Annotated in this window: 18 protein-coding genes and 1 pseudogene; 7 read left to right on the forward strand and 12 right to left on the reverse strand. The window is 56.0% G+C overall.

The annotated features are described in order from the left end of the window. Nucleotides 1-218 precede the first annotated feature (218 nt). On the reverse strand, nt 219-1,229 hold the full coding sequence (locus B0G82_RS20730) for a hypothetical protein (protein WP_121308870.1): 1,011 nt from the start codon (nt 1,227-1,229) through the stop codon (nt 219-221). A 1,253-nt stretch (nt 1,230-2,482) separates the two neighbouring features. Continuing rightward, nucleotides 2,483-4,522, reverse strand: a complete 2,040-nt coding sequence (locus B0G82_RS20735) for an ATP-binding protein (protein WP_158608178.1) — start codon at nt 4,520-4,522, stop codon at nt 2,483-2,485. A 320-nt stretch (nt 4,523-4,842) separates the two neighbouring features. Between B0G82_RS20735 and B0G82_RS20740 the strand changes: the two genes are divergently transcribed. The 3 genes from B0G82_RS20740 (at nt 4,843) to B0G82_RS20750 (ending at nt 8,558) form a co-directional block, all read left to right on the forward strand. After that, a complete protein-coding gene (locus tag B0G82_RS20740) occupies nt 4,843-6,597 on the forward strand; it encodes a phage integrase family protein (RefSeq protein ID WP_121308872.1) in 1,755 nt (584 codons plus the stop codon). Between the two features lie 462 nt (nt 6,598-7,059). Then, a complete protein-coding gene (locus B0G82_RS20745; RefSeq protein ID WP_206751621.1) occupies nt 7,060-7,767 on the forward strand; it encodes a HEPN/Toprim-associated domain-containing protein in 708 nt (235 codons plus the stop codon). 146 nt (nt 7,768-7,913) lie between these two features. After that, nucleotides 7,914-8,558 carry a HEPN/Toprim-associated domain-containing protein gene (locus B0G82_RS20750; RefSeq protein WP_121308874.1) on the forward strand — a complete coding sequence of 215 codons (645 nt, stop codon included), beginning with the start codon at nt 7,914-7,916 and terminating at the stop codon, nt 8,556-8,558. A gap of 416 nt (nt 8,559-8,974) precedes the next feature. On the opposite strand, the gene B0G82_RS20755 is transcribed toward B0G82_RS20750, so the two are convergent. From B0G82_RS20755 to B0G82_RS40515, 5 genes and pseudogenes are all read right to left on the reverse strand, one after another. Beyond that, nucleotides 8,975-9,496 carry a hypothetical protein gene (locus B0G82_RS20755; protein ID WP_147439542.1) on the reverse strand — a complete coding sequence of 174 codons (522 nt, stop codon included), beginning with the start codon at nt 9,494-9,496 and terminating at the stop codon, nt 8,975-8,977. Nucleotides 9,497-9,687: 191 nt separating this feature from the next. Beyond that, nucleotides 9,688-10,299: an RNA 2'-phosphotransferase gene (locus tag B0G82_RS20760; RefSeq protein WP_241974760.1), complete on the reverse strand. Its 612-nt coding sequence runs from the start codon at nt 10,297-10,299 to the stop codon at nt 9,688-9,690. 162 nt (nt 10,300-10,461) lie between these two features. Beyond that, nucleotides 10,462-11,037 (reverse strand): hypothetical protein, encoded by a 576-nt coding sequence (locus B0G82_RS40510; protein ID WP_241974761.1) that lies wholly within the window; start codon nt 11,035-11,037, stop codon nt 10,462-10,464. Nucleotides 11,038-11,973: 936 nt separating this feature from the next. Then, on the reverse strand, nt 11,974-12,252 hold the full coding sequence (locus B0G82_RS20770; RefSeq protein WP_158608179.1) for a hypothetical protein: 279 nt from the start codon (nt 12,250-12,252) through the stop codon (nt 11,974-11,976). A gap of 360 nt (nt 12,253-12,612) precedes the next feature. Continuing rightward, nucleotides 12,613-12,842: pseudogene (locus B0G82_RS40515) on the reverse strand (hypothetical protein). A 235-nt stretch (nt 12,843-13,077) separates the two neighbouring features. Between B0G82_RS40515 and B0G82_RS20780 the strand changes: the two are divergent. Then, nucleotides 13,078-13,911 (forward strand): Sir2 family NAD-dependent protein deacetylase, encoded by an 834-nt coding sequence (locus tag B0G82_RS20780; RefSeq protein ID WP_121308877.1) that lies wholly within the window; start codon nt 13,078-13,080, stop codon nt 13,909-13,911. A gap of 199 nt (nt 13,912-14,110) precedes the next feature. Here B0G82_RS20780 and B0G82_RS20785 read toward each other — a convergent pair whose 3' ends face one another. After that, the gene (locus B0G82_RS20785; RefSeq protein ID WP_121308878.1) at nt 14,111-14,884 is read right to left on the reverse strand and encodes an H-NS family nucleoid-associated regulatory protein; all 774 of its coding nucleotides are present in this window, start codon (nt 14,882-14,884) and stop codon (nt 14,111-14,113) included. A gap of 567 nt (nt 14,885-15,451) precedes the next feature. Here B0G82_RS20785 and B0G82_RS20790 point away from each other — a divergent pair. Both B0G82_RS20790 and B0G82_RS40520 read left to right on the forward strand, forming a co-directional pair. Beyond that, nucleotides 15,452-16,120, forward strand: a complete 669-nt coding sequence (locus B0G82_RS20790; RefSeq protein WP_121308879.1) for a hypothetical protein — start codon at nt 15,452-15,454, stop codon at nt 16,118-16,120. After that, nucleotides 16,117-17,628 (forward strand): hypothetical protein, encoded by a 1,512-nt coding sequence (locus B0G82_RS40520; protein WP_241974763.1) that lies wholly within the window; start codon nt 16,117-16,119, stop codon nt 17,626-17,628. Before B0G82_RS20790 ends, B0G82_RS40520 begins: the two co-directional genes overlap by 4 nt. Before the next feature lie 164 nt (nt 17,629-17,792). On the opposite strand, the gene pycC is transcribed toward B0G82_RS40520, so the two are convergent. From pycC to B0G82_RS20815, 4 genes are all read right to left on the reverse strand, one after another. Beyond that, on the reverse strand, nt 17,793-18,482 hold the full coding sequence (gene pycC, locus B0G82_RS20800; RefSeq protein WP_121308880.1) for a Pycsar phage resistance system uridylate cyclase PycC: 690 nt from the start codon (nt 18,480-18,482) through the stop codon (nt 17,793-17,795). A 72-nt stretch (nt 18,483-18,554) separates the two neighbouring features. Then, on the reverse strand, nt 18,555-19,466 hold the full coding sequence (gene pycTIR / locus B0G82_RS20805) for a Pycsar phage resistance system effector protein PycTIR (RefSeq protein WP_121308881.1): 912 nt from the start codon (nt 19,464-19,466) through the stop codon (nt 18,555-18,557). 192 nt (nt 19,467-19,658) lie between these two features. Continuing rightward, the gene (locus B0G82_RS20810) at nt 19,659-20,186 is read right to left on the reverse strand and encodes a Pycsar system effector family protein (RefSeq protein ID WP_121308882.1); all 528 of its coding nucleotides are present in this window, start codon (nt 20,184-20,186) and stop codon (nt 19,659-19,661) included. A gap of 35 nt (nt 20,187-20,221) precedes the next feature. Further along, nucleotides 20,222-21,121, reverse strand: a complete 900-nt coding sequence (locus tag B0G82_RS20815; protein ID WP_121308883.1) for a WYL domain-containing protein — start codon at nt 21,119-21,121, stop codon at nt 20,222-20,224. Nucleotides 21,122-21,185: 64 nt separating this feature from the next. Here B0G82_RS20815 and B0G82_RS20820 point away from each other — a divergent pair, with 64 nt between their 5' ends. Then, nucleotides 21,186-22,775 carry an adenylate/guanylate cyclase domain-containing protein gene (locus B0G82_RS20820; RefSeq protein ID WP_241974765.1) on the forward strand — a complete coding sequence of 530 codons (1,590 nt, stop codon included), beginning with the start codon at nt 21,186-21,188 and terminating at the stop codon, nt 22,773-22,775. The last annotated feature ends 292 nt before the right edge of the window (nt 22,776-23,067 follow it).

The following is a 23,067-nucleotide window of genomic DNA, read 5'->3' on the forward strand; positions in this document are numbered from 1 at the left end:
GCTCTTTATTGCGCGCCAGCGCTTCTTTCCGTATCGGCAGTGCTGGTACTGTCATGTCAACCTTCACAAAAAACTATTTTCGGGAGAAGGTGCCAGACAACGATCCGTGCCAACGAACAAAGCTACGATGTTGTCGGTTGGCGGAGTAATCGGCTGTGACGGGTCCGCACCTCCGCCTAAGCCCGTTATCCTGCTGCTAGATAGAACGACTTCGCGCGCTATCGCCAGCGACGCTCCCGCGGGAGGCGGTTGACGGCAAAATTGTTGCAATAAGCTTTAGCGGCGCGATCATTTACGTTGTAGATAGCTGCACTCCTGACAAGCCGAGAGATCATGGTATTTCCATATCCGCATTCCACGGCTTTGCGTTGCAACGACTTGTCCACTTGCGTCCCGTAATGAACTACGGCGGTCGCACCAACTTGAACGCGGAGGACGTTATCGGTGTGGACACGGCGAGAGCTATCCGTTTGATTGCGCGCGGCGAGGCAACGTATCAGAGCCCGAACCACTGGCTTCGGAGAGGAAAATGCAGGATCAGGAGCAACCGCCGCCTTGGGCATCCAGGTCATGTATTCGCAACAACGTTCCGCTACAGACGCGCCGACATACCGACTCTTTGCACGGGACTTCAGATGAATTTCGCCCAAGCTGATGCCAAGTGTCTCCATCGCGGATTTCAACGTCTTGGCCGTCTGATGCGAAAGATCAACAGCACAGATCACAATGACTCTCCGCGCAACCAGCCTTGCAATTTGAACGGCGGTTGAGAACAGACACTGAGAATGGTCGTCGGGTGACTCAAGGGCGATAAACCGGGTTTCCGAAACGCGCACACCCGCCACGACCATACGCAAACGCGAATCGAAGCTCTGCAGCCGCGTCACCCTGAGGATGTAACAGCATCGTGGTGTCTCTTCATTGCTCCCCACGGCAGACGAGCTACGCTTCGCCAGAAATTGCAAAACACCGGACATTGCACGCGTTCGGTAGGGCGAATCGGGACCGTCCAGCAGCACTACCTCGACCGGGCGGTCGAAAGCATATTCCTGACGATGAGCGGCCTGCCGGCGACCGTTGCCGTCTGCGACGGGTTCCTGTAAGTCAGACGTTGGGCGGCAAACGGCGCGTGAAGCGCTCTGAACTGAGGACCCCACCTCTGTTGCCATCTGTGCAAAGTCCACAGAGCCCAGTCGAGACGCGCGGTCATAGACGTTAGACGAAAGCATACCCCTTCTCCTTCGGAGAACGGTTGACAAACGGCTCGGTCAGGGCCACCATCTGTCTTGTCGAAGGACAGGATCGGTTTGCTAATTGAGCCGACAATAGCGGATGCTCCGTTTCGTGACGGATCATCCGCTTTCTCTTTACGCGGGTGTCGGTGGCCGCGCCAAGCCGGTCAGCGATCTCTGCGACAGCCCTGCGGAAATGCGAGGCTAGCTTGAGCTCGCTAGACAAATTCTTTTGCTAACTGCCTCCTTCTATACGCCCGATCAGAGCTTGGGAACCAGCATCTTGATCGAAGTTTTTTGGGCCGTTTGTGTCCCGGCGTGCGAATCAACGCTACCTTTGTTTTTCCCTACTGGCGTGCGATAGCAGGAAGCTTAGTCACACATCAATTGGCAACACAAGCCCAATTTTCCCGCCTTGAACGCTTCTCGTACTTATATTGCACCAGGCGCGTTGCGTCATCGAGATTGTTCTCGCGATTGCTAGATTTGCGTGAGCAGCCTTGCCTGCGCATTTCGTGGCATAGCAATTTCGAATCGCGGAAGTTAACTGTTCTCTTCCCACTCGTCGGGCTTCCAGCGGATCAATTGTGCAAGTCCAAACTTGCATGTCAGCATCGCTGGGTCATAGCGAATTTCTCAAATTTTGAGATACCATCGCCTCATACCCATCTAGCACGACATACATTAATTTGTTGTCCTTAGTTAATTTTTCAAGCATGTCTTTCTGTGCTATATATTCGATATTGTGAGGTCTGCACTTTGCAACCACTCCCGCTCGCGGTTCCGTTCGGCAAATCGCGTTCGCGGCCTGACTATCCCGAACTCGATGATCTGTCGCAGCTTGCTATTTTAGTGAAACATACGTCAGGTTATGAAGGTTGCGATCAGCGTGTTCCAAATAGCCGAGCATCTCACCAACACAAGCGGAAAAAATCTATGTGAATTTTTTTCCACCTAGATTTTGAGGCACATCAACATGGTTTGTAACATGCGAATTTTTGGTGTGTCGGATTTGTAGTATGAATGATGTCGTAAGTGCCGTCGCGATAAAGAGAATCAGAGGGCTAAGCTACCTGTTAGGAAATGCACAAGCGCCGAGATCGCCGCTGCAACCAGCTCGTAGCTTGCATAAAGGCCCTGCACCGACAATTCGGTGACAGTTGATCGGAGATATTCCGTTTTCCAATGGATTTCCATCTCGCTCAGGCTTGCCAGAGAGCGCATGTCTCAGCCAAATAAGCGCCGCATTTTCAAGCAGTCGATGAATCGACCTGCTGAGGTAGGAAACTCTCTGGCAAGTATCGCGCATACTTGCTGTGTAGAAGTGCCACGCCCTGATCTGTCGTTGCCGTGTAGTCCAGCCTGCTTCGAAACGCTTCCAACCTCGCCCGAGACGCCGCAATCACTTCGGCCCATGTCGCCAGGCCAATGCGTAGATTGTCTTCCTGATGAAAGAAACCGTAAGGCTTCCCTTGCTGCCGAACAGTTCTTGCCGCTTCCGGCGACATCTCGTTGGAGATGGCGATAAAGGTCCAGTGCGTGTTTCTGACGTCAAACCTCTCGTCGCTCGCCACAGTCAGCGCATAGCTTTGTATCTGCGACGCTACTTCGAGATCAATCTTTTGGGAGGGTCGTTTCAGCTCCACTACTAGGAATTCCCGCCTGGTTTGCGCGTAGGCGGGTACTTCTCGCGCAAGCAAAAGATCAATCACGGCCTGAGTGCCGTCGTCTCGCACCACTGGAGCTGCCCTACGTCTCGTACCTTTTTCCGGCGGACGAAGCTTCGCGAGATGCTTTCGCAACACCGTATTCAGATTCTCGTCGCTGCTGGTCAACAGGTACTCTTCCCCAAATAGCCAGGTCTCGTTTTCTAGCATGCGATGTAGCTGGGTTCGCTCGCGGAGGCTCTTTTTTGTATCCGGCCGGAACAGCAGTTCCTGAAATCCTGTGAGAAACTGCAACCGGTCGGCTACCATCTTGCTCGCCTCGATGATTGACGACAGGGTCGTGTACTGAAGCAGATCTGCGAGTTCCGTCTGTTTTTCTTTCGGCAACTCCAAAACATCTGACAGGATCCGCTTGAGCGACTCTGGGTTTTCGTCAAGCGCCGCCTTCAACATCCTGAGAGTGAACTGCCGGTCCTTGGGCCGGCCCTCGCGAAATGAGTCGAGGTATTGGTGAACATTCAGGGCGCATATGTCGAACACCTCTCGCCGCGCGGTTTCTAGTGAACCTGCTGCATCGCCGGAAAACGGATAGACCCCCTCGTCTTTCCATTGCTGCACCAACTCAGAGGCAGCCTCGGCCTTGCGCCGTCGGAAATGCGAACGGAGCGCTCCTCGCGCGCTTTCCGCAAGACGGCGCAAGTCCGGGTCGAGTTCGTCAAGCGCCAAGCCGTTGTCATGATTCAGCTTGGCGATGTAGTCCGATCGGATATAGGCTGTGAAGTTGAATTCCGTACCGGGTCGGACGCCCGCCTCTACTTCATGTAGCGCGAAACCCTCAGAATCGCAAAGGCAGATCCGTCTCTCCTTTTTTGAGAAGGACCATTCAACAATATCTAGTACCGCTGTGATTTCACTGCCGTCGGCAGCAATGAACGCTGGGAGTGGCACGGTTTCGTGGGATTTCTGAACGGAAGCCGGGTCAATCCGCTCGCCGCGGTAGATGATCTCCGTGGCGGGATAGTTGCGAAGGTAGAGAGCAAACGTTTCGGCAAGTTGCCGGTTGGCGGAACCATCGCTAGACAAGACACCGAATGGTTCGGGCAAACTGTCAATGCGCACGCGGGTGCCGCGCGATCGAGACATCGGCGCGCTGCGCACCTTGCCAATCTCGAAATCCTGCAACCGGTCGCTCCGCCCGCTTATGACAAAGTGCAGTGGCGTGTCGTTATTGCCCAGATAGACCGAATCCCACACCACTTCGTGTCCAAGCGCAAATGCCTTGAAACGCCCCTTGCCGTTCCGGCCGTGCATTTTCTTGTTTGAGCGAGCGGTGACGCGGTGCTCCCGTTTCCACGAACCGCCAAGACTACCAAAAGTCCTTTCGGCATCTTCAAACGTGATGCCTAGACCGTTGTCCACCACCTCAATGGAAACAGGATTGCCAAGACCGTTGTCCGTCACGCCAATCCGCACGCGGTCTGCGTCGGCGTCAAGCGCATTCCAGACGAGCTCAGCCAGTGCGCTGACCGGTTTTCCGCGGGCGAGAGATGCAAGATGATCAGGTTTCGCGTCGACGTGAATAAAGCGCGGCTCGCCGGCGTCTGTCTCGATCAATTCGCTCATTCGCATCCCCGTTGTCACTGTTATTTACAGGTGCCGTGCGGCACCGACCCGCGATGTCCGGGCGACATCTTATCCCGATCCTGCCCGTCTTGACAGCCGCCGCCATACCGTGCCCGACCGTCAGCCAACACATGAGACGGTCCATGCGGGCCTGCAAAGATTCTGCCCGCGTGGCGTGCCACCGGCTCAGTTTCTCGGAAGGTATCCGGCAGCTTGGCCGACAGGCGTGTTGTACGGCGGGACATAGTAGGTGACCAAACAATACATTTGCGATAAATAACCTTATCGCAAGATGTGCATGCGCGACCTAAACTGGTTGTATGCACATCGCCCCCGTCCCGCCCTCCGGACAGGGGAACGGACCTTCCGGTGGAACGCCCGCTGCCCTGCCCGCGGCACTGCCTGATCTCGCGTCGCTCGGAGCGCTGCGCGCCTGGCATGAAGGGCTCACCGCGCGCGCCGCCGCCACCCGCTACCTCGCCCACGTCCGCGATGACGGCCAGTCCTCCCGTAGCCTGATTGCCCGCATCCGCCGGCAGCTTGTGGCGTGCGCCGCCGCGCGCCAGCGCAACGATCTCATCCCGCTCTTCCAGTGTCCGGCCGACGGGCGCACCCGACAGGCGACCGCCGTCACGCACGCCATCGACCTGCTGCGTCATACGCCCATCCCGCTGCCACGGCTGACCGATGCCGTCGGTGCCTGGCTGCCTCCGCGCCTCGCGCGGACGCTGTGCGCCGCCCGCCTGCGCACGCTCGCCGAGCTGACGGCGCGGGTGCCACGCCGGCGCCTGTGGTGGCGCGACATCCCGGGGCTCGGCCGCGCGGGTGCCCACCAGGTCGAATCACTGTTTGCCACGCATCCGGCGCTGACCCGTCAGGCGTGGGCACTGGTCGAGCGCATTCAACCGCTGTACGACGACGACATCGTGCCGTGGGAACGCCAGCACCCGGTGCCGGAACTGGACGGCTCGCACGGTCGCTTCCGGGCGTCGCCCCGTGCCTGCCTGCTCAACGCCCGAAATGACTACCAGGCGGTGCAAGCCTGGCTGGCGCTACACGAGGCGCCCCACACGGTGCGCGCGTACCGGCGGGAAGCTGAACGGCTGATGTTGTGGGCCATCGTCGAGCGGCGTCAGGCGCTGTCGTCGCTGACGACGGATGACGCAATTGCCTACCGCGTGTTCCTGCGCCATCCCGTGCCGAAGACGCGCTGGACCGGACCGCCGCGGCCTCGTGAGTCCGTCGAATGGCGACCGTTCGCAGGCGGCCTGTCAGCGCACTCGACTGCCTATGCGATCGCCGTGCTGAACGCGCTGTTCCGCTGGCTGGTCGAGCAGCACTATGTGATTGGCAATCCATTTGCCGGGCTGACCGTACGCGGCGGCCAGCGCGCCACGCCGTTCGATACGGCGCGTGTGCTCACGGACAGTGAATGGCAGGCAGCACGCAGTCTCGCGGACGGCCTTGAGTGGTCGTACGGCTGGCAGCTCCCGGCTGCCCAGCGCCTGCGCTTCGTGCTCGATTTCACGTACGGGACGGGGCTGCGCGCGCACGAACTGGTTAGCGTGACGCTCGGCGACCTCCACACGGATGCCCATGGCGACTCGTGGCTGCGAGTGACGGGCAAAGGCGCGAAGCCGGGTGAGGTCTCACTGCCGCCACTCGTACTCGAGGCCCTCGAGCAGTACCTGCTACAGCGGGGCCTGCCCGTCACGCGCCGTCGCTGGCATCCGTCGACGCCACTGGTGGTATCAGTGGACCCAGTAGGCCACGGCAGCAAGCCGATTACACCGACGCGGCTGCGCCAGGTGACGACGGCGTTCTTTACCCTCGCCGCAGCACAGGTCGCCGATGACAACGTTGAACTGGCCACGCGACTCCGGGCCGCCAGCCCACATTGGCTGCGGCACACGCATGCGTCGCATGCCCTCGCACGGGGCGTCGAACTCGTCGCGGTCCGGGACAATTTACGGCACGCGTCCATCGGGACGACATCGACCTATCTGCACGGAGACGATGCGCGGCGCGCCCATCAGGTCGGCGCGGCATTCGGGCGACGCGTGACGCGTGGATAGCCCGTGTCCGCGGCCCGGCCGATCGCCCAACGGTAGACGAGCCGTCGCGTCGCGAACACCAGGAATCACCCAAGGTCCTACTGTGCAGTTAAGCCTGACCTAGCTTCAATGCATTGCACTCTGTTGGTCCGCCCCCAACGGCATCAGAACGCTAGCTTCTCAGCTGCGTATTGATGGGCGGTCCGCTCTGGCCAATCGTTTTCCGGCAAAACAGATTGCGCTCTATGCACCCGTTGCAGCCTTGGCGCAGGCAGCCAAAAATATTTCCTGCCGAAAACTCGAAGCACGTGAGCCAGTTTCCCGAATTCGACGTGCGTCCATCTTCCAGATTCGTGATTTCGCGATTTTCATGACCGCCTCGCGCGCTTATACGAAGAGGTCTGCCATTGCGGACATCGGGCCGTCCGCCGGATGGACACCTCCCGAACAACAACGAGTTACATATTCGAAGAGGCTATTTTGATGACGTGCAGCTCTAAAATTTTGATTGGCGGCTATGAACTGGATGAAATGAGACGCTCCTACACCGTGTGGGAAAGATTCGAAAAGAAGGACCGGGTGATTCGCTCGCCGAAGTATCCCCTTCGTTGGGACATGCCCGACGGTGAACAGCGAATGACGCTCAAGTTTGCATATTCGGTAACGGCTGACGTGCTTCGCAGGCGCCTTGGACGCGCGGGTTTTACGCGGACAACGTTGGAACAGGAATTCCAGCAGTACTACGAGGCCGTTTGCCAGCAATCGGGGACATTGTTCTTCGATACCTACCTCGACTCAAAAAAGGCACAGGCTCGCGCCGACGCATTCCGGGCTGCCACACTGGACGACTGGCTGGAAGCGCTCGCGAAGGCGGTCAAGGCGAGGGTCACCCGGGTTCGACGGAATGCCCGTGAGGCCGCTCATCCCGACGACATCCTGGTGGACATCATCACTGGTTCCGACGCACCCGATGAGCCCAACCTGATGCCCAAGCACTCCCTTCTCGGTTTTCCGTGCAGTTCGCTCGACAACATGGCGGTCGCACTGCTGGAGGTTGTGGATGGCGACGCGCAGTGCGAGCAGGACGTGTCGATGTTCGTCGAGTTTCTGGACGATACGACGTTCGATGACATGAGGCTCCGGCAGAAGCAGCCCGCTCAGGGTGTGGTTCACGACGAGTGCGACATCTAGCAACACGCCCCGCGGCGAATCGTTACAGACACAGACTTGGGTTGGAAACATCGAACGGGACTACAGCTTACTGAACGTCTCAAGCGAGTAGAAAGAGTCTTCCCTGGAATGTGCTCTCTCAAGTATGCAAACAAAGGAATTTATATATGCAATGCGTCGTACATACCACCATCGGTGGCTACCCAATCGCGACTACAGTCAACCGGTACAACCGCTGGTACTTTAAGCCGGAAGACCGGCTCATCCGTTGCAGAGAACGAGGTCCCGAGACGGTCGACCTTGAGTTTGTTTACTCGATAACGGCCGATACGCTTCGTCGGCGACTCGCCGGCGCCGGATACAACCGCGCTACGTTGGAAAGAGAGTTCTGGAAATACTACGAAAAGGTCAGCATGATGTCTGAGGGAGCAAACCTGCACTTCACTGGCGAATCCGCTGAAGCTTACGGAGAAGCGTTCCGAATGTCCGGCTCTCTCGGTGGTTGGCTCAATGCCCTTGAAACTGCCGTGGAAACTGGCGTAACTCCCGCTCGACGGGCTGCAGAAGGATTCAAAGTAACAGGCAATCCATACGTGGACATCATTACCGGTCCGGACAAGCCTCCCTTTGAAGACCTTGAACCTGAACATGGTCTCCTGGGATTTCCGTGCAGTACCTTCAACAACATGGCGGTGGCGTTGCTTGAAATTACGGATGGAAATGCAGTGTGCGAGCTGGATGTGACGTCGTTTGTGCTGCATCAGGGCGACATCACCTTCGATGACATGCTCGGGCGAAGGGACGAATATTAAACTCAACGTGCGCGACTGACGGTTGCGCACGTTTTTCTGCTTTAGCTGCTACGAGACGAAACGGGGTTCGTTCGATCCAGAGCCACTTTCGTGCTGTCGCACAGGAGTCTAGCCAAAACAGATGTGAAACTGGAAGCTCGAAGCCGATTCACAGGGCCGCGAGTCAAGCGGAAGGTGGTGGAGCTGGCCGGAGTATTCTTTGATTGCCACGTCGGCAACGAATGTCGCACTCGCCCTTTCGAAAAGGCTCGATCAGCAACAAATGAAAAAACGAGCGCAACATGTGGTGCGCTCGCCGGAGATGCATACTGCCCCAACTCTACGGATTGGGCCAAACCAAAGCTGCCTTTCCTTGGGTTATGGGATATAGGACTGCCACTGTTGCCACGGCTTGTCATCCCATAGCGACGAGCTTCCTAGCCATATATATTCACAGCACCATCCACCGATGCATATTCAAACATACTCCGCATCAACAGATAGTGCTTGTAAAACTTCCCCCTCCTTTGTAATCGGACACGGTCATCCCACTTATCGAATTCGCACACCAGCTTTGCCGAGGCGACTGGTCCTATCATTCCACCATTTCCAGAGCGAAAGATGTCGCGAAAAGCAACCTTACTGTCAGCCGCAGGAATTTTCCCTTCGCACCCTACGAGATAAGATAGCTCCATCACCCAATCAACGAACTCGTCATGGTCGTCGAATAGAAAAAACCTCTTTCTTTCTGCACATACGTACCGCGCGTTGACATCGAGTCCCTCAGTGAAAAACGGGCTCCACGGATGGCCATATACAGTAACGAATTCGTTCCCGTTTTCAACAGCGTCGACCTCGTCATCGAAGCTGATAATTTTCTTTAAGCCTTTATAGGCCAAAAAGCTAACTGGCATTGTTTTTCCCGTATCAATTGTATGGTTGCCGGGCGACGAACGCATAGTTTCGCCGCATCGCGCGTCGCAAGATGTCTCGGAGAATGACAAAGCTCGGATTGTTCTCTGTCGTCCCCGACGCGACTGATGTCCTGCAAATCAGTATAAGAAGATCAACCGGGGATAATTTGAATAACCTGGATGAAAATGCGATTTCCCTGCTCTTCCACATGATTGACAGCGGAGGCGGGAGACTCCTATTGTGATACCGGCTTCAGGTATCCTGGCGGCACATGTGATGTAAGCCAAACACCGTTATCCGACTGGGAAAAGGAAAGCCCGTCCGCGTGCATTCTGCCTGCGTCAACCTCCAGCACGATGGGCCGTCCATGGCGCTCCCCTACCCGAGTTGCCGTAACGATGTCGGTGCTCAGGTGAACTGCGTGACGATTGCCGGGTTTTAGTCCTTCTTTGGATATGGACGGCCAACTGCTCCACGCGGTACCGTGATAAAGGACCGGCGGCGGTTCGCTGTCCGCATACCCCAAGTCGACGTCGATCGAATGCCCTTGCGCGGCACGCAGTCGCTTTCTATCGGGGGAAACCGAAAAGCGCTGCTTGTCGCTGGAAGCCACCACATCCAGTACGAGTTCCTGTGTGACGGTGGGCAGCGACTTTAAGCGCTTCGGCGCCTGTGCAGCACGGGCACTGCGATTGATTGAGCGCACGAGTTCGTCGATTGCCACCCAGCCTTGGGCATCCAGACGGATGCCAACCATTTCCGGCTCATGCCGTAGTATCCTGGACAGCACTCTGCTCACGGCCACATGCTCTTCTGTTGCCATCCGCCCCTTCTGTTCATTGCTCATCTGGCGACCCTCCAGGCTTCTCTTAGCTATTCGATTTGCGACATGGACCTTGTCCAACGCGCACTCAAACGCCACAAACATCCAGAGAACGATACTACTGCGATCGGCGGCTCATTAACTATGTTGACGCGAGCCTGCCTGGCTGCTCGACGCGATGCTCTGTCAGTCACCTGCGAGGCGACAGTTTCGAATGGACCGAGCGACTTGAGTCCCAAGTCTCTCGTACACAATTCCCAGTGCAGCCCGCTCGACGCAGTGCAAAATCTCAAGAGCACCCTCGCCACATCGATTGCCATCGCGCTGCGCATATCGTAGCTCTCGCTGGAGATTTCGTTTCCGAAGCTCCGAGAAAATCCACTCAGATGCCGCCTCTCTATCCTGCGGACGAGCCGCCAACGGCAGAGCCATCATCATTTCCGCGTTCGCTTCATCGAAGGCGTAAGTGGCCAGAACGCCCTCGACTTCACTCAGTACGTCGCTGACAGACTGTTGGCGGACCACAGCGGTCGCACGCCAATCGGGAAATTGACGCGTTATGGCTTCGAGCACCGCTTTAAGGTCGAAGTCTCGCCAGAATCGCGGTAGCGGCCTATAGGCGTACTCAAACGCGAAACAAAGGTTGCCTACGTTGACCTGGTCGCTATTCATTCCGCAGTCGACCATGAATTCAACTACGGCATTGGCAACCTCCGTGCAGATGATTTCGGTGGCCCGCTGCTTCGCTTCTGCAGTTTGCATGCTGGTTTTGGTCATTTGCGAGGGCACGCAACAAAATAAACTGGACTACCCACAAAACACCCCGAAAATAGTATAGATTTTTACGCAATGGTGGCGCTTGATAATCCCCGAAAGAAGGAGAATGCCGTCTTACCGGCATTTCCAAACCCGCTCCAAGGGACCGCTGGACGAATTTATATCATCCAAATTCGAGACAAACAAGTGGAGTTCCATGTTGATTTACCTATTATCGAGCGCATATAAAAAATTCACCCCTTAGTAACGGGGAGATTTTGGAGTAAATATTTTTCGCTCACTGCGGCTCTGCCGACTCGGCGCACAGTGGGGGGTTCACTTACGCCGAGGGCCAGCAAGCCAACGCTGGCTGCGAGCCTGCCTGATGCGGAGAAGCGGCCTAACGATCAGGAATTTGGGCCCAAAGTGGCGCCACAGAAAACCAAAAATGGAGGTCCAAGTCAAACTCCCTTTATACGAACCGAAACTTTATAATTATTATTTTTATTCACGCTGAAAGGCCGACCAATACATGGTTTTTCATATTTTTTTCGCTCATCGGCACATGTATCGACCTCCAAAACAGGCATGCATTTACACTTGATTTTTAAAATCGACAAGCTGGTTGCGCCGACCGAAGTTGTACACGGCACCTTTCGGCCAAACATATCATGGCCGCGTACCTATACTTTACTCAACTGACAGAATGCTCAGACAACACGGAGCACCGCCGAAGCGACTACGCCGAACATCACGTAGCGCAGTAGGAATGCCTTCCCCGGCCTCCGGTAGGCGAGCAACAGCGAGAGTGGGAACGGTCAGCTCATTCCTCGTCAGATGCGGATGTCCTGTCGGCCTTTGCTGTAATTTGGCAGGCGGCTTGATAATGCGGCACCAACGCCCTCGTCACGTATCGGCTATTCGCAGTCTTATGATGGAGCTTCAGCCCCCTTGTTCCAGCAGCTTCACCACATGTGGACGAGAGACGAATAGCAGCGTCGCCGCTTCCGCGGTGGACGTGAAGTCGCCGGCATCAGCTCGCCTGGCGGGATGCTGGTTCAGTATCTCAGTGAGGATTGCGTCCACTCCGCTGGAGAGCTCCCGTTGAAGCTCAGCAGGCAGGCTGGACCCCAGCCTTCTGAACAGCTCTTCCATACGCTCATGCGCGAGTGCCATTGCGTCGGCGATCGATGGCGTCGAAATCTTTCTGTCATTCGACATTGCCTCACCGCGGTGAGTAATGATTGAGTGTAGACCTTCTGTGAAAACAACTAAACGCTCGAAGGCCGAAAGCATTTGCACCCGAGTTCGCCAAACCAGTCCGCGTCCATGCGCGCCGGGGGCGCAACAGAGAGCGGTACACGTGCGAGTGCACATTGGTGACGGGCGTACGTACCCATCCTCGGTCCATGCCGAAGACCACATGCGTAGCGGTGTCCCACGCCATATTGGCCCTCGCAAGTTGTTGTTATGCGCGATCTTACTAACCGGCGCAACCGGCCATTTCATCGAGCTAGTCCCTGTCGCCGCTTCCGTCATAGGGTCTGCTTACGACATTTGCGCCGATAGTTTCACTCCGCACTAGCCGTGGCTATCGAGCCACGCACGACACCATGAAAGACCTGCTGATTCAGCGTCTTCGTCAGTCTCGTAGGTCCCAAGCACCCCGACACTTCTACGACTTTAGCGTCGCGCATGATCGTGCCGCTTGCCGTGAATCGCTCCGCTCGCAGGATGTCCTCTTGCTGGAAGCTAGTGTGGCCCCACAGCGTGTATCCGCGATATTTCTCAGTTTGCTTCTGTCGAGTCAGCCCGAAGGATTTGCTCGGTTCCCTACCACCGATAGATAGAAGCTGATCAGCCGTGCGGCGCTTCGCGGTCGCACCGTCAAGGCAGGTGCTATCCGGCGCTATCTGTGATGCGACAGTCTCTGCCGCTACCTTTTTTAGTCTAGCCGGCGCAGAATGTGCATCAACATGCGATGGACTCTGGACAGGGTCGCCGACCACACGGATTTTCACCATTGTCAAGTGGCTTGGAGAGATTATGGAAATGAACCATTCGATCGAGCGCGCCGCCCAGTGGTTGAAGGATGCGAATGGTTTGCTCATCACCGCAGGCGCCGGTATGGGCGCCGACTCCGGGCTGCCCGATTTTCGTGGCACGGAAGGCTTCTGGCGCGCCTACCCAGCGCTGGGTACTGCCGGAATCCGCTTCGAAGAAATCGCGTCGCCGCAGAGCTTTCGGAGCGACCCGACGCTCGCATGGGCCTTTTACGGGCATCGGTTGGATTTGTATCGCGGTACTCAACCGCACCGTGGCTTCGACATCCTGCGCGGATGGGCGGGAAAAATGCCTCGCGGAGCGTTCGTGTTCACGAGCAACGTGGACGGGCACTTCCAGAAGGCGGCATTCTCAGAAGACAGAGTCGCGGAATGCCATGGATCGATAAACTGGCTGCAGTGCGTTGACGAATGCACTCAGCGCACTTGGCCCGCAGACGACGTGTTTCCTGTCGTCGACGATCGCAATTTTCGGCTCGTCTCGCCTTTACCGACGTGTCCGTCCTGTGGCGCGGTCGCCCGGCCGAACATCCTGATGTTCAACGACTCGCACTGGATAGAGAATCGGACCAACCAGCAGATTCGACACTTGGAAAGCTGGATTTCGCAATGTCACAACCTTGTCGCGCTGGAACTTGGAGCGGGTCGAGCGATTCCGACTGTACGTCGCTTCAGTGAGCACTATGCTCACCGCCTGATTCGTATCAATCCGCGCGAGTTCAAGGTCTCAGAGGACCGAGGCGTTGGAATCGCTGAAGGCGCACTCGATGCGCTCGAAAAAATTGAGCGACTGATGCAGCCGCCGCGGGAAAATTAACTGCTCCGAAACCTGTTCGTCGGCAGCGCCGTATCTTTAAGGCGCTGCAACGACACTGCAATGCAATGGTCGCAGCCCTACCCATTCCTCCACCAGCTAAACACTTTCGAAAATTGCAGTGAATAACTGGTGGTTGCGACCGCTGAGCGAGACTGCGGGGTACCATCTTCCGATACCCCCAGTCGCGTCACAAGCGCGATTACTCAACCGTCGACGCACTCATCCCGTCGTGCACCTGCTCGGGGGCTTGGACCAACGGCACCGCTGTCGCCGCCGTCTTCTTGCTAGCAGATTTTTTCGCCGCCCGCTCGTCCGTCGCTGGCTTATAGGCTACGGATTTTTTCCCGGTTGACTGCTTGGATGCCGCCGCAATCTTCTTCGCCATCGTCAGCTTCCCGGCTGGAACTTTCTCGATAGTCAACTTATGCGTCGAAACCTTTTTGGCCGTAGTCTGCTTCGGTGCGGCATCGCTATCAGCAGCAATTAGAAATTTGGTTCGGTCTTTTGCTCCGGCGATCCACGCCGGGGCTCGTCCACGCCCGCTCCAGGTTGCTCCGGTTTTCGGGTCACGATATTGCGGCGCCTGTGGCCCACGAACATAGTTTCCGGCTTTCGCCGGTTTCTTGGCTGCAACCGCCGACTCCCCCACGCCATCGACAATCAAAAACTTGCTTCGGTCTTTCGCTTTCGCTATCCAACCCGGCGCACGGCCCATGCCGCTCCATGTCACTCCTGACTTCGGGTCACGGTATTTCGCCGTTGCTGCAGGCTTACGAGCCAATTTCTCGCTTGCAGGCTTGCGACCTCGTTTTTTACCTCGCCCGGATGCTTCGATGTCGGATATGGTCAGCCCATGCTCCTGCATAAGCTCTCGAATTTTGGCGATAACCGTCGACGACTGATCTTTAACAATCGCTTCAGCTTGCTCCTGCAGCTTGGCTATTTTTGCTCGTAGATTTTCTAGCGTACCCATTGTTTCTCCCGTGTGTTAGCAACTGTCGAACTATGCCACACCGAGCATCGTGTCGACAAAGCTGCCAACGAAGCGGTCAGCGCAAACGGGTTGTGACCTATTCGACAAAACTGAGGCGCTTGAGAACAGGCCAACGTAACCATCAAATGTCAGCGGTTGCGTTACTTCGATTGAAGCAAATGTGGACCGCCACGGTGTCGCGGCCCATCTGGTTGACCATCAGTGCCGAACTCTGAAGTCTAATGTGCCTTTTCCTCCCGAATACTTCCGACAACACATAGCCGCCGTACGGCATATCGACCGCAAAAAGATTAGCGCTGTCCACTCTCCCCAATCTGTCGGGGCTCACCTAAGTTCGCACGGCCTCGGCAGCCCGCAAACCTAGGATCAACCAGCCTATCGAGCCTTTTAATCGGCGTGCACGGGCCATAAATCTTGATGCTATCGACATATTTAAGGCTCGCTTACGTTTCAAGTGGCGATCCGCCTATGGTCGATATATGATTTCAGGGCTCGCGAACGCGAGCGAACAAAAGACGCGGTTTACTAAAACAAAAGAGGAAGACCATGAGTATTGTTGAGGGGTTCGAGCGCAAGGCGCTTTTTAACATCACGCGGGCCGTGGCTCTCGTTTGCGTAACCGTCTTTCTACTTGGCATCGTCGGCGGCGTGTTCTACGGCGTTTCAGTCTGGCAAGAACAGGTCAATACAGAAATCTCACCGCAAGAGATTGTCGACCGGTTGAAGCCTGTTGATCCGCCCAAAACGGAGATGCAGCAGCCGCAGGGAACACAGCCTCCGGTCGCCCAAGGGCCAGCACAAAGTCCCTTGTCCGGATTCCAAATTCCCTTTTCACTGCAGAAATATATTTCAGGCGACAACGCACAAATCGTACGCACTCACCTCAATGAAATTCCTGCTGAGGAACGTCAGGCATATCTGAATGAACTCGGAGCCGTTGTTACCGCCGCAGAAGCTAACAAGATCAATGCGGTCGAGGCAATAAACGCCTACATGGAAGCAAAAAGTGAGCGCTATAAGCAAGCGGCGGTAAAGCGCGCAGAGAAATGGGAAACCCTCAAAGTCGTGGCAGAAATCACCGCTAGCGGCCTCTTTCTTGTGGCGATCTTTAGTCTGGTTCTAGTTCTGCTCGCTATCGAACGCAACACCCGCTCACTGCGTCGTTCGAGCGGGTTGCCTATGAAATCTCAGGAGCAAGAGGTCATCGGCGCATGAACTCAATCAGAAGACGGCACTTCAATTTTCTGCCTTGGGTTGCCACAGTTGCAGCCGCGATGGTTATGGCCGCATGCGGTAAGAACGCTGGACCGCAGAATTCCGAGGTCGCCTCAAAACAGTATCCTGGATACCAGCAGGTGGGCGGCTCAGGCGATGCCGCGCAGTTATGGTTTAACCCAACGGACATCTCCCGAAGCGGCAGCAGCTATTTGATTCACGCGCTCAAGGCTTTCCCCCAAGGCTACGCAAGGTTCGATGTAGCGACGAACTGTCGTGACACAACTCGACGGCAAGCGGGCACTCAGTATCGCGCAGACGGAACCGCCGAGCAGGAGTACCCCGGCAATGATGCCGCAGTCCCCGCGAAATCCGAACCGGGCATGACCGAGTTGATGACGACGGCGTGTGGAGTCGCAATGGCGTCCCGTTCAATCGCTGGAGATTTCAGCGCTCCCGCAGCACTTGAGCTCCTGTACGGACCGTATGACGAGAGTTCGAAGACTGCGTCGTGGACCGACGCGTCTGTTCCCGCAGATCTGCCGTGGCGCGACAACCTACAGTTTGCGCCTGGGAAGGTGCTAGCAGTCACCAGTATGGCCATCTTCAACCTGACCGAGGGCGGAAAGGAGAAAAAAGTTTTTGTGACGAATGCGGTTCCGGACGGCGGCGGTTGTCATGCCTGCACCGGATTACTGGGCGTCGCCGTATTCACCAAAGACGGCAACAACTGGAAGGTCGAGTCGAACAACCCATACGTCGCGTCAATGGGCGCCATGGGTTCGGTTGGCAGCCACTTCGAATGGGCACCCGCCGGCGACGACACATACGCGCTGGTAATTGGTGGCGACGACATGCATCAGGGCTACCAAACGGCGTCGATTACAGCCTTCATTCGTGGCAAAGACGGCGCGTTTTCACCTGCAATCGATGATTCAGATACCGGAGCCTCCGACCAAGAGACCATCTCGACCAAGACCACGTTTATCAAAGGCAAAAACGCAGCTCACTATGACGTCAAGGTAGCGTTCTCGTATTCGTTACCAGGTCAGGCGGCATATATAGCCGACCACGTGTACCAGTACGCGGGAGGTAAATATGTATTGGTCAAGAAGGACGATCCGCCGAAATTTGTTCAGACTGCCGGTGACGTGACTTCTGTCGACACATCTGCCAACGTCTCGCCCGCCGCGTTGCAAGCACCCCAAAGGATGTTACCGCCGTCGACTGCATCATTAGCTCCTAGTTTCGATTGCTCCAAAGCAAGGTCAGATGCAGAGCATTTAATTTGCAGCGACCCCGAACTGGCGTCCGACGATGTTGCGCTGGCAAGCATTTTCGTCATGGCAAAGGCTGCTGTCGTCGATCAGACAGGCTTCAAGGAACGCGTTCGCCGGCAGTGGAACTATCGAGAGCAAAACTGTCACGATCGTGAATGTCTGCTGCGATGGTACGCGGACCAGAAGGCGGCGCTTTCGCAGATTGCGCAGACCGGGCGTCTGGATTAGGGATCGTGTGTCACAGGCGGTCGACATTGTCGACCGTCCTCTCCTGTTGGCCAACGCTTGCAAAACGGCTTCGGTCAAAAAGCGGTGGACTCACTTTTGGCGACCGACAGGAGCCTGAGACTACTCCGAACTGCCAGATCCGCGCTTGACATGCAGGCGATCGGCTAGACGGCCCATTTCCACGTCGAGTTGTAAGTCCAGATGTCCATGTCCGACCAATACTCTTTGACCCACATATCGACGCCGTTCGTGTACTTCAAATTGTCAGCCAGCAGGTTGTAGACGTCAGCGGTGATGCGAGTCGGCTTGCCAGCGAGATTTGTAAGCTTTGCGGCGTAGTTTGCAGCCCGACCAATCCAGACAAGATCGTTGTCGCCGCGTACACCGATACGTGCTGTTCTCAGGCGACTTGTGTCGATGCCAACGACATGCTTCAAGACAAAATCCGATGTCCAGCCCTTTGAAATTGATGGCTGGATAATATCCAAAACAGCGGCGTTTATACGCAACGCGCATCGGGTAGCAGACGTGTTCTTGGAGCCTCCGGTGAAAACAGCCATCACCCGGTCGCCGTCATAAGCGGTAATCACACCATCTTCGTCCTTGATGATATCGGAGGCACATTTCAAGAAGGTCTTATAAATCTCAGCGCTGAATTCCCATTTCTTGGTATTCACCATGTCGGTGGAACCATCTAGGTCCGCATAAAGCACAGTCGCAGCATTGAGGTCCTTCGCGTGATTGGAGTTGAGACGCAGATCCTGCGCGTTGGGTACGCCCGTCGTCTCCTGAACCTCCCAATCACTGGCAAACGTGTCACCAACCCACTTCTTCAGATCATCAGCGAGCGCCACTGGTATTCCTTCGCTTTTTTTATAGCGACGCGAATGCTTCTAAAAAAAGCACGCACGGCTTGATATCACGCTTTAAGAGATCGTCCCGAGGCTCATGATGTGCTTGCGGAGCGCAGTCGCAGCCGGGCCGAACTTCGCTTCGGTATCAGTCTTTTCATCGTAGACATAGGGAATGGTCGTCACGCCCGCCATATCGCTCGGGAGCTTTACGCCTTCGCCTCGCGGCTCCATCAGGATCGCCCGCTTGCGTCCGAGGCGCCCCATGAATAGTCCGAGCTCAAAGACAACGTTGTCTCGCGGTGCAGGCCACTCAGTGCCGCGGGCAGTGGTAACGTCGTCCCCATGAGCGATAGCTACTGCAAAATCGCATTGATCCAGCTCGCGTTCAATATCATCGAGCGTATAGTTCGCGACCTTAAACACGCCCTGGTTCCAGGGTACAGTCAAAAACTTGTCATGTGCGAACATGGATTGCAGCAGATGCGCAACCCCGACTGCTTCAGCGCTCGATATCACGAAGACACGGATTTTGTCGCGCTTCGCATTCACAAACTGATTGCGTTCAATGAGGCGTTTCGAGAGTTCCTTTGCCATGCGACGCCATAGGTCCGGATAGCGGCTACCGAGTTCGCTGAGCTGCTCTTCTGAAATTTTCGCGATAAGGGAATCTTCAAACGCACTCACCGTCGCAGACCGTTTCTGAATTGGTTCGACGGCCGCCATTTCACCGACCGAGTCACCGGGAAACCGCCGCCGGATTGGGGTAGCGTTGACGACAATGTCAAATCCGCCGGCAATGATGAAGTACAAGTCATTGTCGGTGGCGTCCTGCTGGATGATGACACCGCCGGCCTTGACCGAAATCAACTCCGCCATATCCGCCAACTCCGCCGCCAACGCTTTGTCGCCGCCGACCAGTTTCTGCCCCATGAAGGCTTCGACACGCAGGCGTTTGCCCGCGTCCCCGGAAAATCGCTCGATCATGCTAGTTCTCTCTATTTTCGTTTTATACGTAACACACCAACGTCAATCTTAGGTGAGGATGTGTAAGTGCTTCCCGTCTTCTGCCCGCGTCACATTGATATCTCGAGCGAGGGTGCCTTAGACCCCCACAATCTCATTCCAATGGTCAATAAACTGTTGTGTCCATGATGCCGTCGACAGCAACATTACACGTCAAAACTTCATGTAACCCGCCAGTGCCAACGCCCAAGGAATGATTGAAAACGCGGACCAGACATAAGCCCGGCGGAGCGACGAGAATTTGTGGGTCAGGATGACTGAGTTGCGCCAGCTCTGAGATAAAAGATCTTCCGTGAGCGAAGACGAGGAAAGTCGCGAGAACTCAACAATAAAGTCATGCTCGCCCCGCGCTGCAATTTCACGGAAATACACGAGAGATCTCGCGCCTCCGTCGAGGCTCGGAAAGGAGCCTTGATAAAGATGATACGAGCTAACCCCCAGCGCAGCCAGGAAAATGACAACCAACCCCCAAAGGATGTAGGCGGGGTACGTCGCGGTGCCGACCGCGCTCACGCGAGTGAACAGCACGCCTAGCATGCCCACGTTTGCACCGAGCACAACCGATAGTTTGGTGTCGACGCGGGAAAAAAAGCTAAGCACCAGATTCAGCTGGTCGCGCGCAGCTTTCAGCCGATCTTCCTCGCTCAATCGCACAAGTGCCGGTTGACCGTCTTCTGCCATTTTTAACCTTCTCAGATGATCGAAATAACCCGGAATCAGCCCGGTTTCCTGTTACCAGCAGTAGTTTCGGCAATGGCTGCCTTCATGGCCTGATAGTTCTCGACAACCAGTTGGTTTGCCGCCGGCGTCTGATCGTACTCGTACATGTCGAACCGCAAACGCTTATAGAAGTAAAACAGCATCGCCATGCGTACGGGCAGGACAATGCGGTCTTCGGACATGCCATAGTCGTGCGCCACAGTGCTTCTTTGAGACTTGCTCAATCCAGGATTTGGTGCGAGAACGACATCGAACCGTCGATTCCAAAAGGTGTCGTCGCTACTGGCTGCCGCTGCCACGCTCTGCTCACGAACTCCGGTAAACCGCGAGAGGACGAAGTCTTTGAAACCCATCGAAAGATGACAAAAGGCTCGGACGTGCCAGCGAACTCCGTCAAAACCGAACGCGTGGGGTGTGATCCGTCGCCACAGTTTCTCCGGCCTCACAGCGTTAAACGACTGGTATTCAACCTCGACGGATTGTTGCGCCCTAATCACAGCCAGCAGATCGCGCAGAATTTCCGGTGAAATCCTCCCCTGCGGGATGAGCATTGCGTCCACATCCGGCTCTGCCGAAATCCAGGTGTCGGCCAAGCCCATGCCCCCGTCGGCCACAGCGCCAACCTGACTCAAATATTGCCCGGCGTTCGGTGTGAGGAACCGAGATTGAAAGCTCACAGTCGCGACGTAGCGCTTCAGACTGCTGTCATAAATCAGGTTATCAGGCGCCACCTCTTGATAAAGGGACAGATCTGCCGACGCTTGAGGCACAGAAACGCCAAACTTGTCGACGATTTCCGAACGGTTGACGCCGCCCTCCCAGTAGACGCGGAACTCGATGAATTCAAGCCTACGCTCGGTACCCCAACGGATCTTGCCCTTCGTGTCTTTTTCCATATGAAGATAGTATCTTGACGGGTAATATTTTGCTACCCATAATGAAACTATACGCATATCCGCGTTGAAGTCCAAGACCAAGAAACATTCTGAGAGGAAAAAGATGTCGCATACCTGGAAGCATGACCGCGCGGCGGAGAACATCGACAAGCGCATCAAGGATGTCGAGTCGGTCAAGATCGTCGATTACGTTCGTGACACCGACCTCGAAAGCATTCCCACCGCAAAGGCCTATAAGGTAGACGGTGTGCATCTGTATGCGGACATCCTCAATCTCGAAGACATGCTGCACTGCACTGACTTCGAAGGCGAGACATGCCACAAGCGCACGCTGCGATTCCTGAACCAGCACTTCCGCGCTGTCGATCGTATTCTTAACAAGACCGACGCAAAACGAGTCGACTTCCACAACCAGCGACTGCACGCGCTCATTTCCAAACCGTACAACACGCAAACTGGAGCGGAAGCAGCGCGCGTCAACCGGGCTGTTGCGATCGCTCAACTCGTCATCGACGTTCTGAAGCAAACCGGCGATAGCGACGAACACATTCCGGATGCGAAGGTTCGAGTAGGCATCGACAGCGGGCGTGCACTCGCAGTCAACAATGGACGGAACGGTTATCGCGAACCCCTTTTCCTCGGCGAGCCCGCAAACCAGGCCGCAAAAATCGCTAATGGCGGGGCTTCAGGCATTTTCCTGACCAACGCGGCTCGCAAAGCGATCGGTCTCGACTCGCTAGAGCAGCCTGCAAAGACGGCTCTTACCCGTGAAGAAATCGAAGCGTGTCAGGACAAAGCCGCTTTGGACGTCACTGCGCAGACGATCGTGAGCGAATGGGAAAAGGACATGGAAAATAATCCCATCGGCGCGTTTCAGTTTTCGCGCCATACCCCGCCGTTCCGGACGATGGACATCCCCTCGCTGACGCCTGCCAACTCCCGTCGTCAGGAAGCCATCTCCATTTATGCGGACATCGATGGATTCACGAACTACGTCAATCGACACATCGATGACCGTCCCGAAGACGTGGTCAAGGCATTGCATGTCATCCGCGCAGAGTTGGAACGTGTCTTGACGAGTGACTTTGACGGCCGCCGGATCCGTTTCATCGGGGACTGCATCCACGGGCTGCTTTGCGAGGGTACAGCCCAGACCACCGACATCGAGGAAACCATCCGGAGCGGAACATTGTGCGCGGGCGCTCTCCGGAGCAGCTTCGATCTGGCGTTGGAAAAACTTGGGGATAACGGTGTCGATACCGAGGGACTAGGTCTCGCCATCGGATTTGAGTATGGGTTTATGGCCGTCAGTCGTTTGGGCATAAAGGGTGGACGTGTTCGCTGCGCGGTAAGCCGTGGCGTCCTGGCGTCGGAACGAGAGCAGATGGGCTGCACTGGTGTGCAAACCGCAATCGGACAAGCCGCGTACGACAACGCTCCCGACGAGATCAAAAAGCTTTTCGGATCGAATAGAAAAAAGAGCGATCTTGACTACGACGCAGCGAATGCCGGCCAGGCCGAACAAACGCAAAAGGCCGAATCTCGCCAAGGCGGTGGACTGCTGCGCAGTGCTGCCCCAGCTGCCGCAGCAGGCGGTTTCAGCTTCCCCGCAAAAGCGGCCGGTCCGAGCAAAAAGCCGGCATCATTCGCATGATGTGGGCGATCGAAGATCTCGTGCGGTTCGCACACGAGCGAGACGCGATTGCGTCACTTTCGGGTAGCGTCGACTGGCTTACTGTCGTTCGATGGTATCTGTCTGATTCGCATAATTTTTGCGTAGACGCAGATCTGCAAATCGGAAGCGTGACGCGAAAAATCACGCTCAAATACCCAGAGATGTTTCCACACGCACCGCCTACGGTCGTTCCCCGAGAATCTGAAGGGAGGTGGAGTGCTCATCAGTATGGTTCATCGGGGGAGCTTTGCCTGGCGTACAGACCGGACAA

The organism is Paraburkholderia sp. BL17N1, from assembly GCF_003634175.1.
Lineage (GTDB): Bacteria > Pseudomonadota > Gammaproteobacteria > Burkholderiales > Burkholderiaceae > Paraburkholderia.

What these genes read in the sequence shown, in the direction of transcription:
- B0G82_RS20730 (WP_121308870.1), bottom strand. Translation starts at nt 1,229, where the DNA reads ATGCTTTCGTCTAACGTCTATGACCGCGCGTCTCGACTGGGCTCTGTG.
- B0G82_RS20735 (WP_158608178.1), bottom strand. Translation starts at nt 4,522, where the DNA reads ATGAGCGAATTGATCGAGACAGACGCCGGCGAGCCGCGCTTTATTCAC.
- B0G82_RS20740 (WP_121308872.1), top strand. Translation starts at nt 4,843, where the DNA reads ATGCACATCGCCCCCGTCCCGCCCTCCGGACAGGGGAACGGACCTTCC.
- B0G82_RS20745 (WP_206751621.1), top strand. Translation starts at nt 7,060, where the DNA reads ATGACGTGCAGCTCTAAAATTTTGATTGGCGGCTATGAACTGGATGAA.
- B0G82_RS20750 (WP_121308874.1), top strand. Translation starts at nt 7,914, where the DNA reads ATGCAATGCGTCGTACATACCACCATCGGTGGCTACCCAATCGCGACT.
- B0G82_RS20755 (WP_147439542.1), bottom strand. Translation starts at nt 9,496, where the DNA reads ATGCGTTCGTCGCCCGGCAACCATACAATTGATACGGGAAAAACAATG.
- B0G82_RS20760 (WP_241974760.1), bottom strand. Translation starts at nt 10,299, where the DNA reads ATGAGCAATGAACAGAAGGGGCGGATGGCAACAGAAGAGCATGTGGCC.
- B0G82_RS40510 (WP_241974761.1), bottom strand. Translation starts at nt 11,037, where the DNA reads ATGCAAACTGCAGAAGCGAAGCAGCGGGCCACCGAAATCATCTGCACG.
- B0G82_RS20770 (WP_158608179.1), bottom strand. Translation starts at nt 12,252, where the DNA reads ATGTCGAATGACAGAAAGATTTCGACGCCATCGATCGCCGACGCAATG.
- B0G82_RS20780 (WP_121308877.1), top strand. Translation starts at nt 13,078, where the DNA reads ATGGAAATGAACCATTCGATCGAGCGCGCCGCCCAGTGGTTGAAGGAT.
- B0G82_RS20785 (WP_121308878.1), bottom strand. Translation starts at nt 14,884, where the DNA reads ATGGGTACGCTAGAAAATCTACGAGCAAAAATAGCCAAGCTGCAGGAG.
- B0G82_RS20790 (WP_121308879.1), top strand. Translation starts at nt 15,452, where the DNA reads ATGAGTATTGTTGAGGGGTTCGAGCGCAAGGCGCTTTTTAACATCACG.
- B0G82_RS40520 (WP_241974763.1), top strand. Translation starts at nt 16,117, where the DNA reads ATGAACTCAATCAGAAGACGGCACTTCAATTTTCTGCCTTGGGTTGCC.
- pycTIR (WP_121308881.1), bottom strand. Translation starts at nt 19,466, where the DNA reads ATGATCGAGCGATTTTCCGGGGACGCGGGCAAACGCCTGCGTGTCGAA.
- B0G82_RS20810 (WP_121308882.1), bottom strand. Translation starts at nt 20,186, where the DNA reads ATGGCAGAAGACGGTCAACCGGCACTTGTGCGATTGAGCGAGGAAGAT.
- B0G82_RS20815 (WP_121308883.1), bottom strand. Translation starts at nt 21,121, where the DNA reads ATGGAAAAAGACACGAAGGGCAAGATCCGTTGGGGTACCGAGCGTAGG.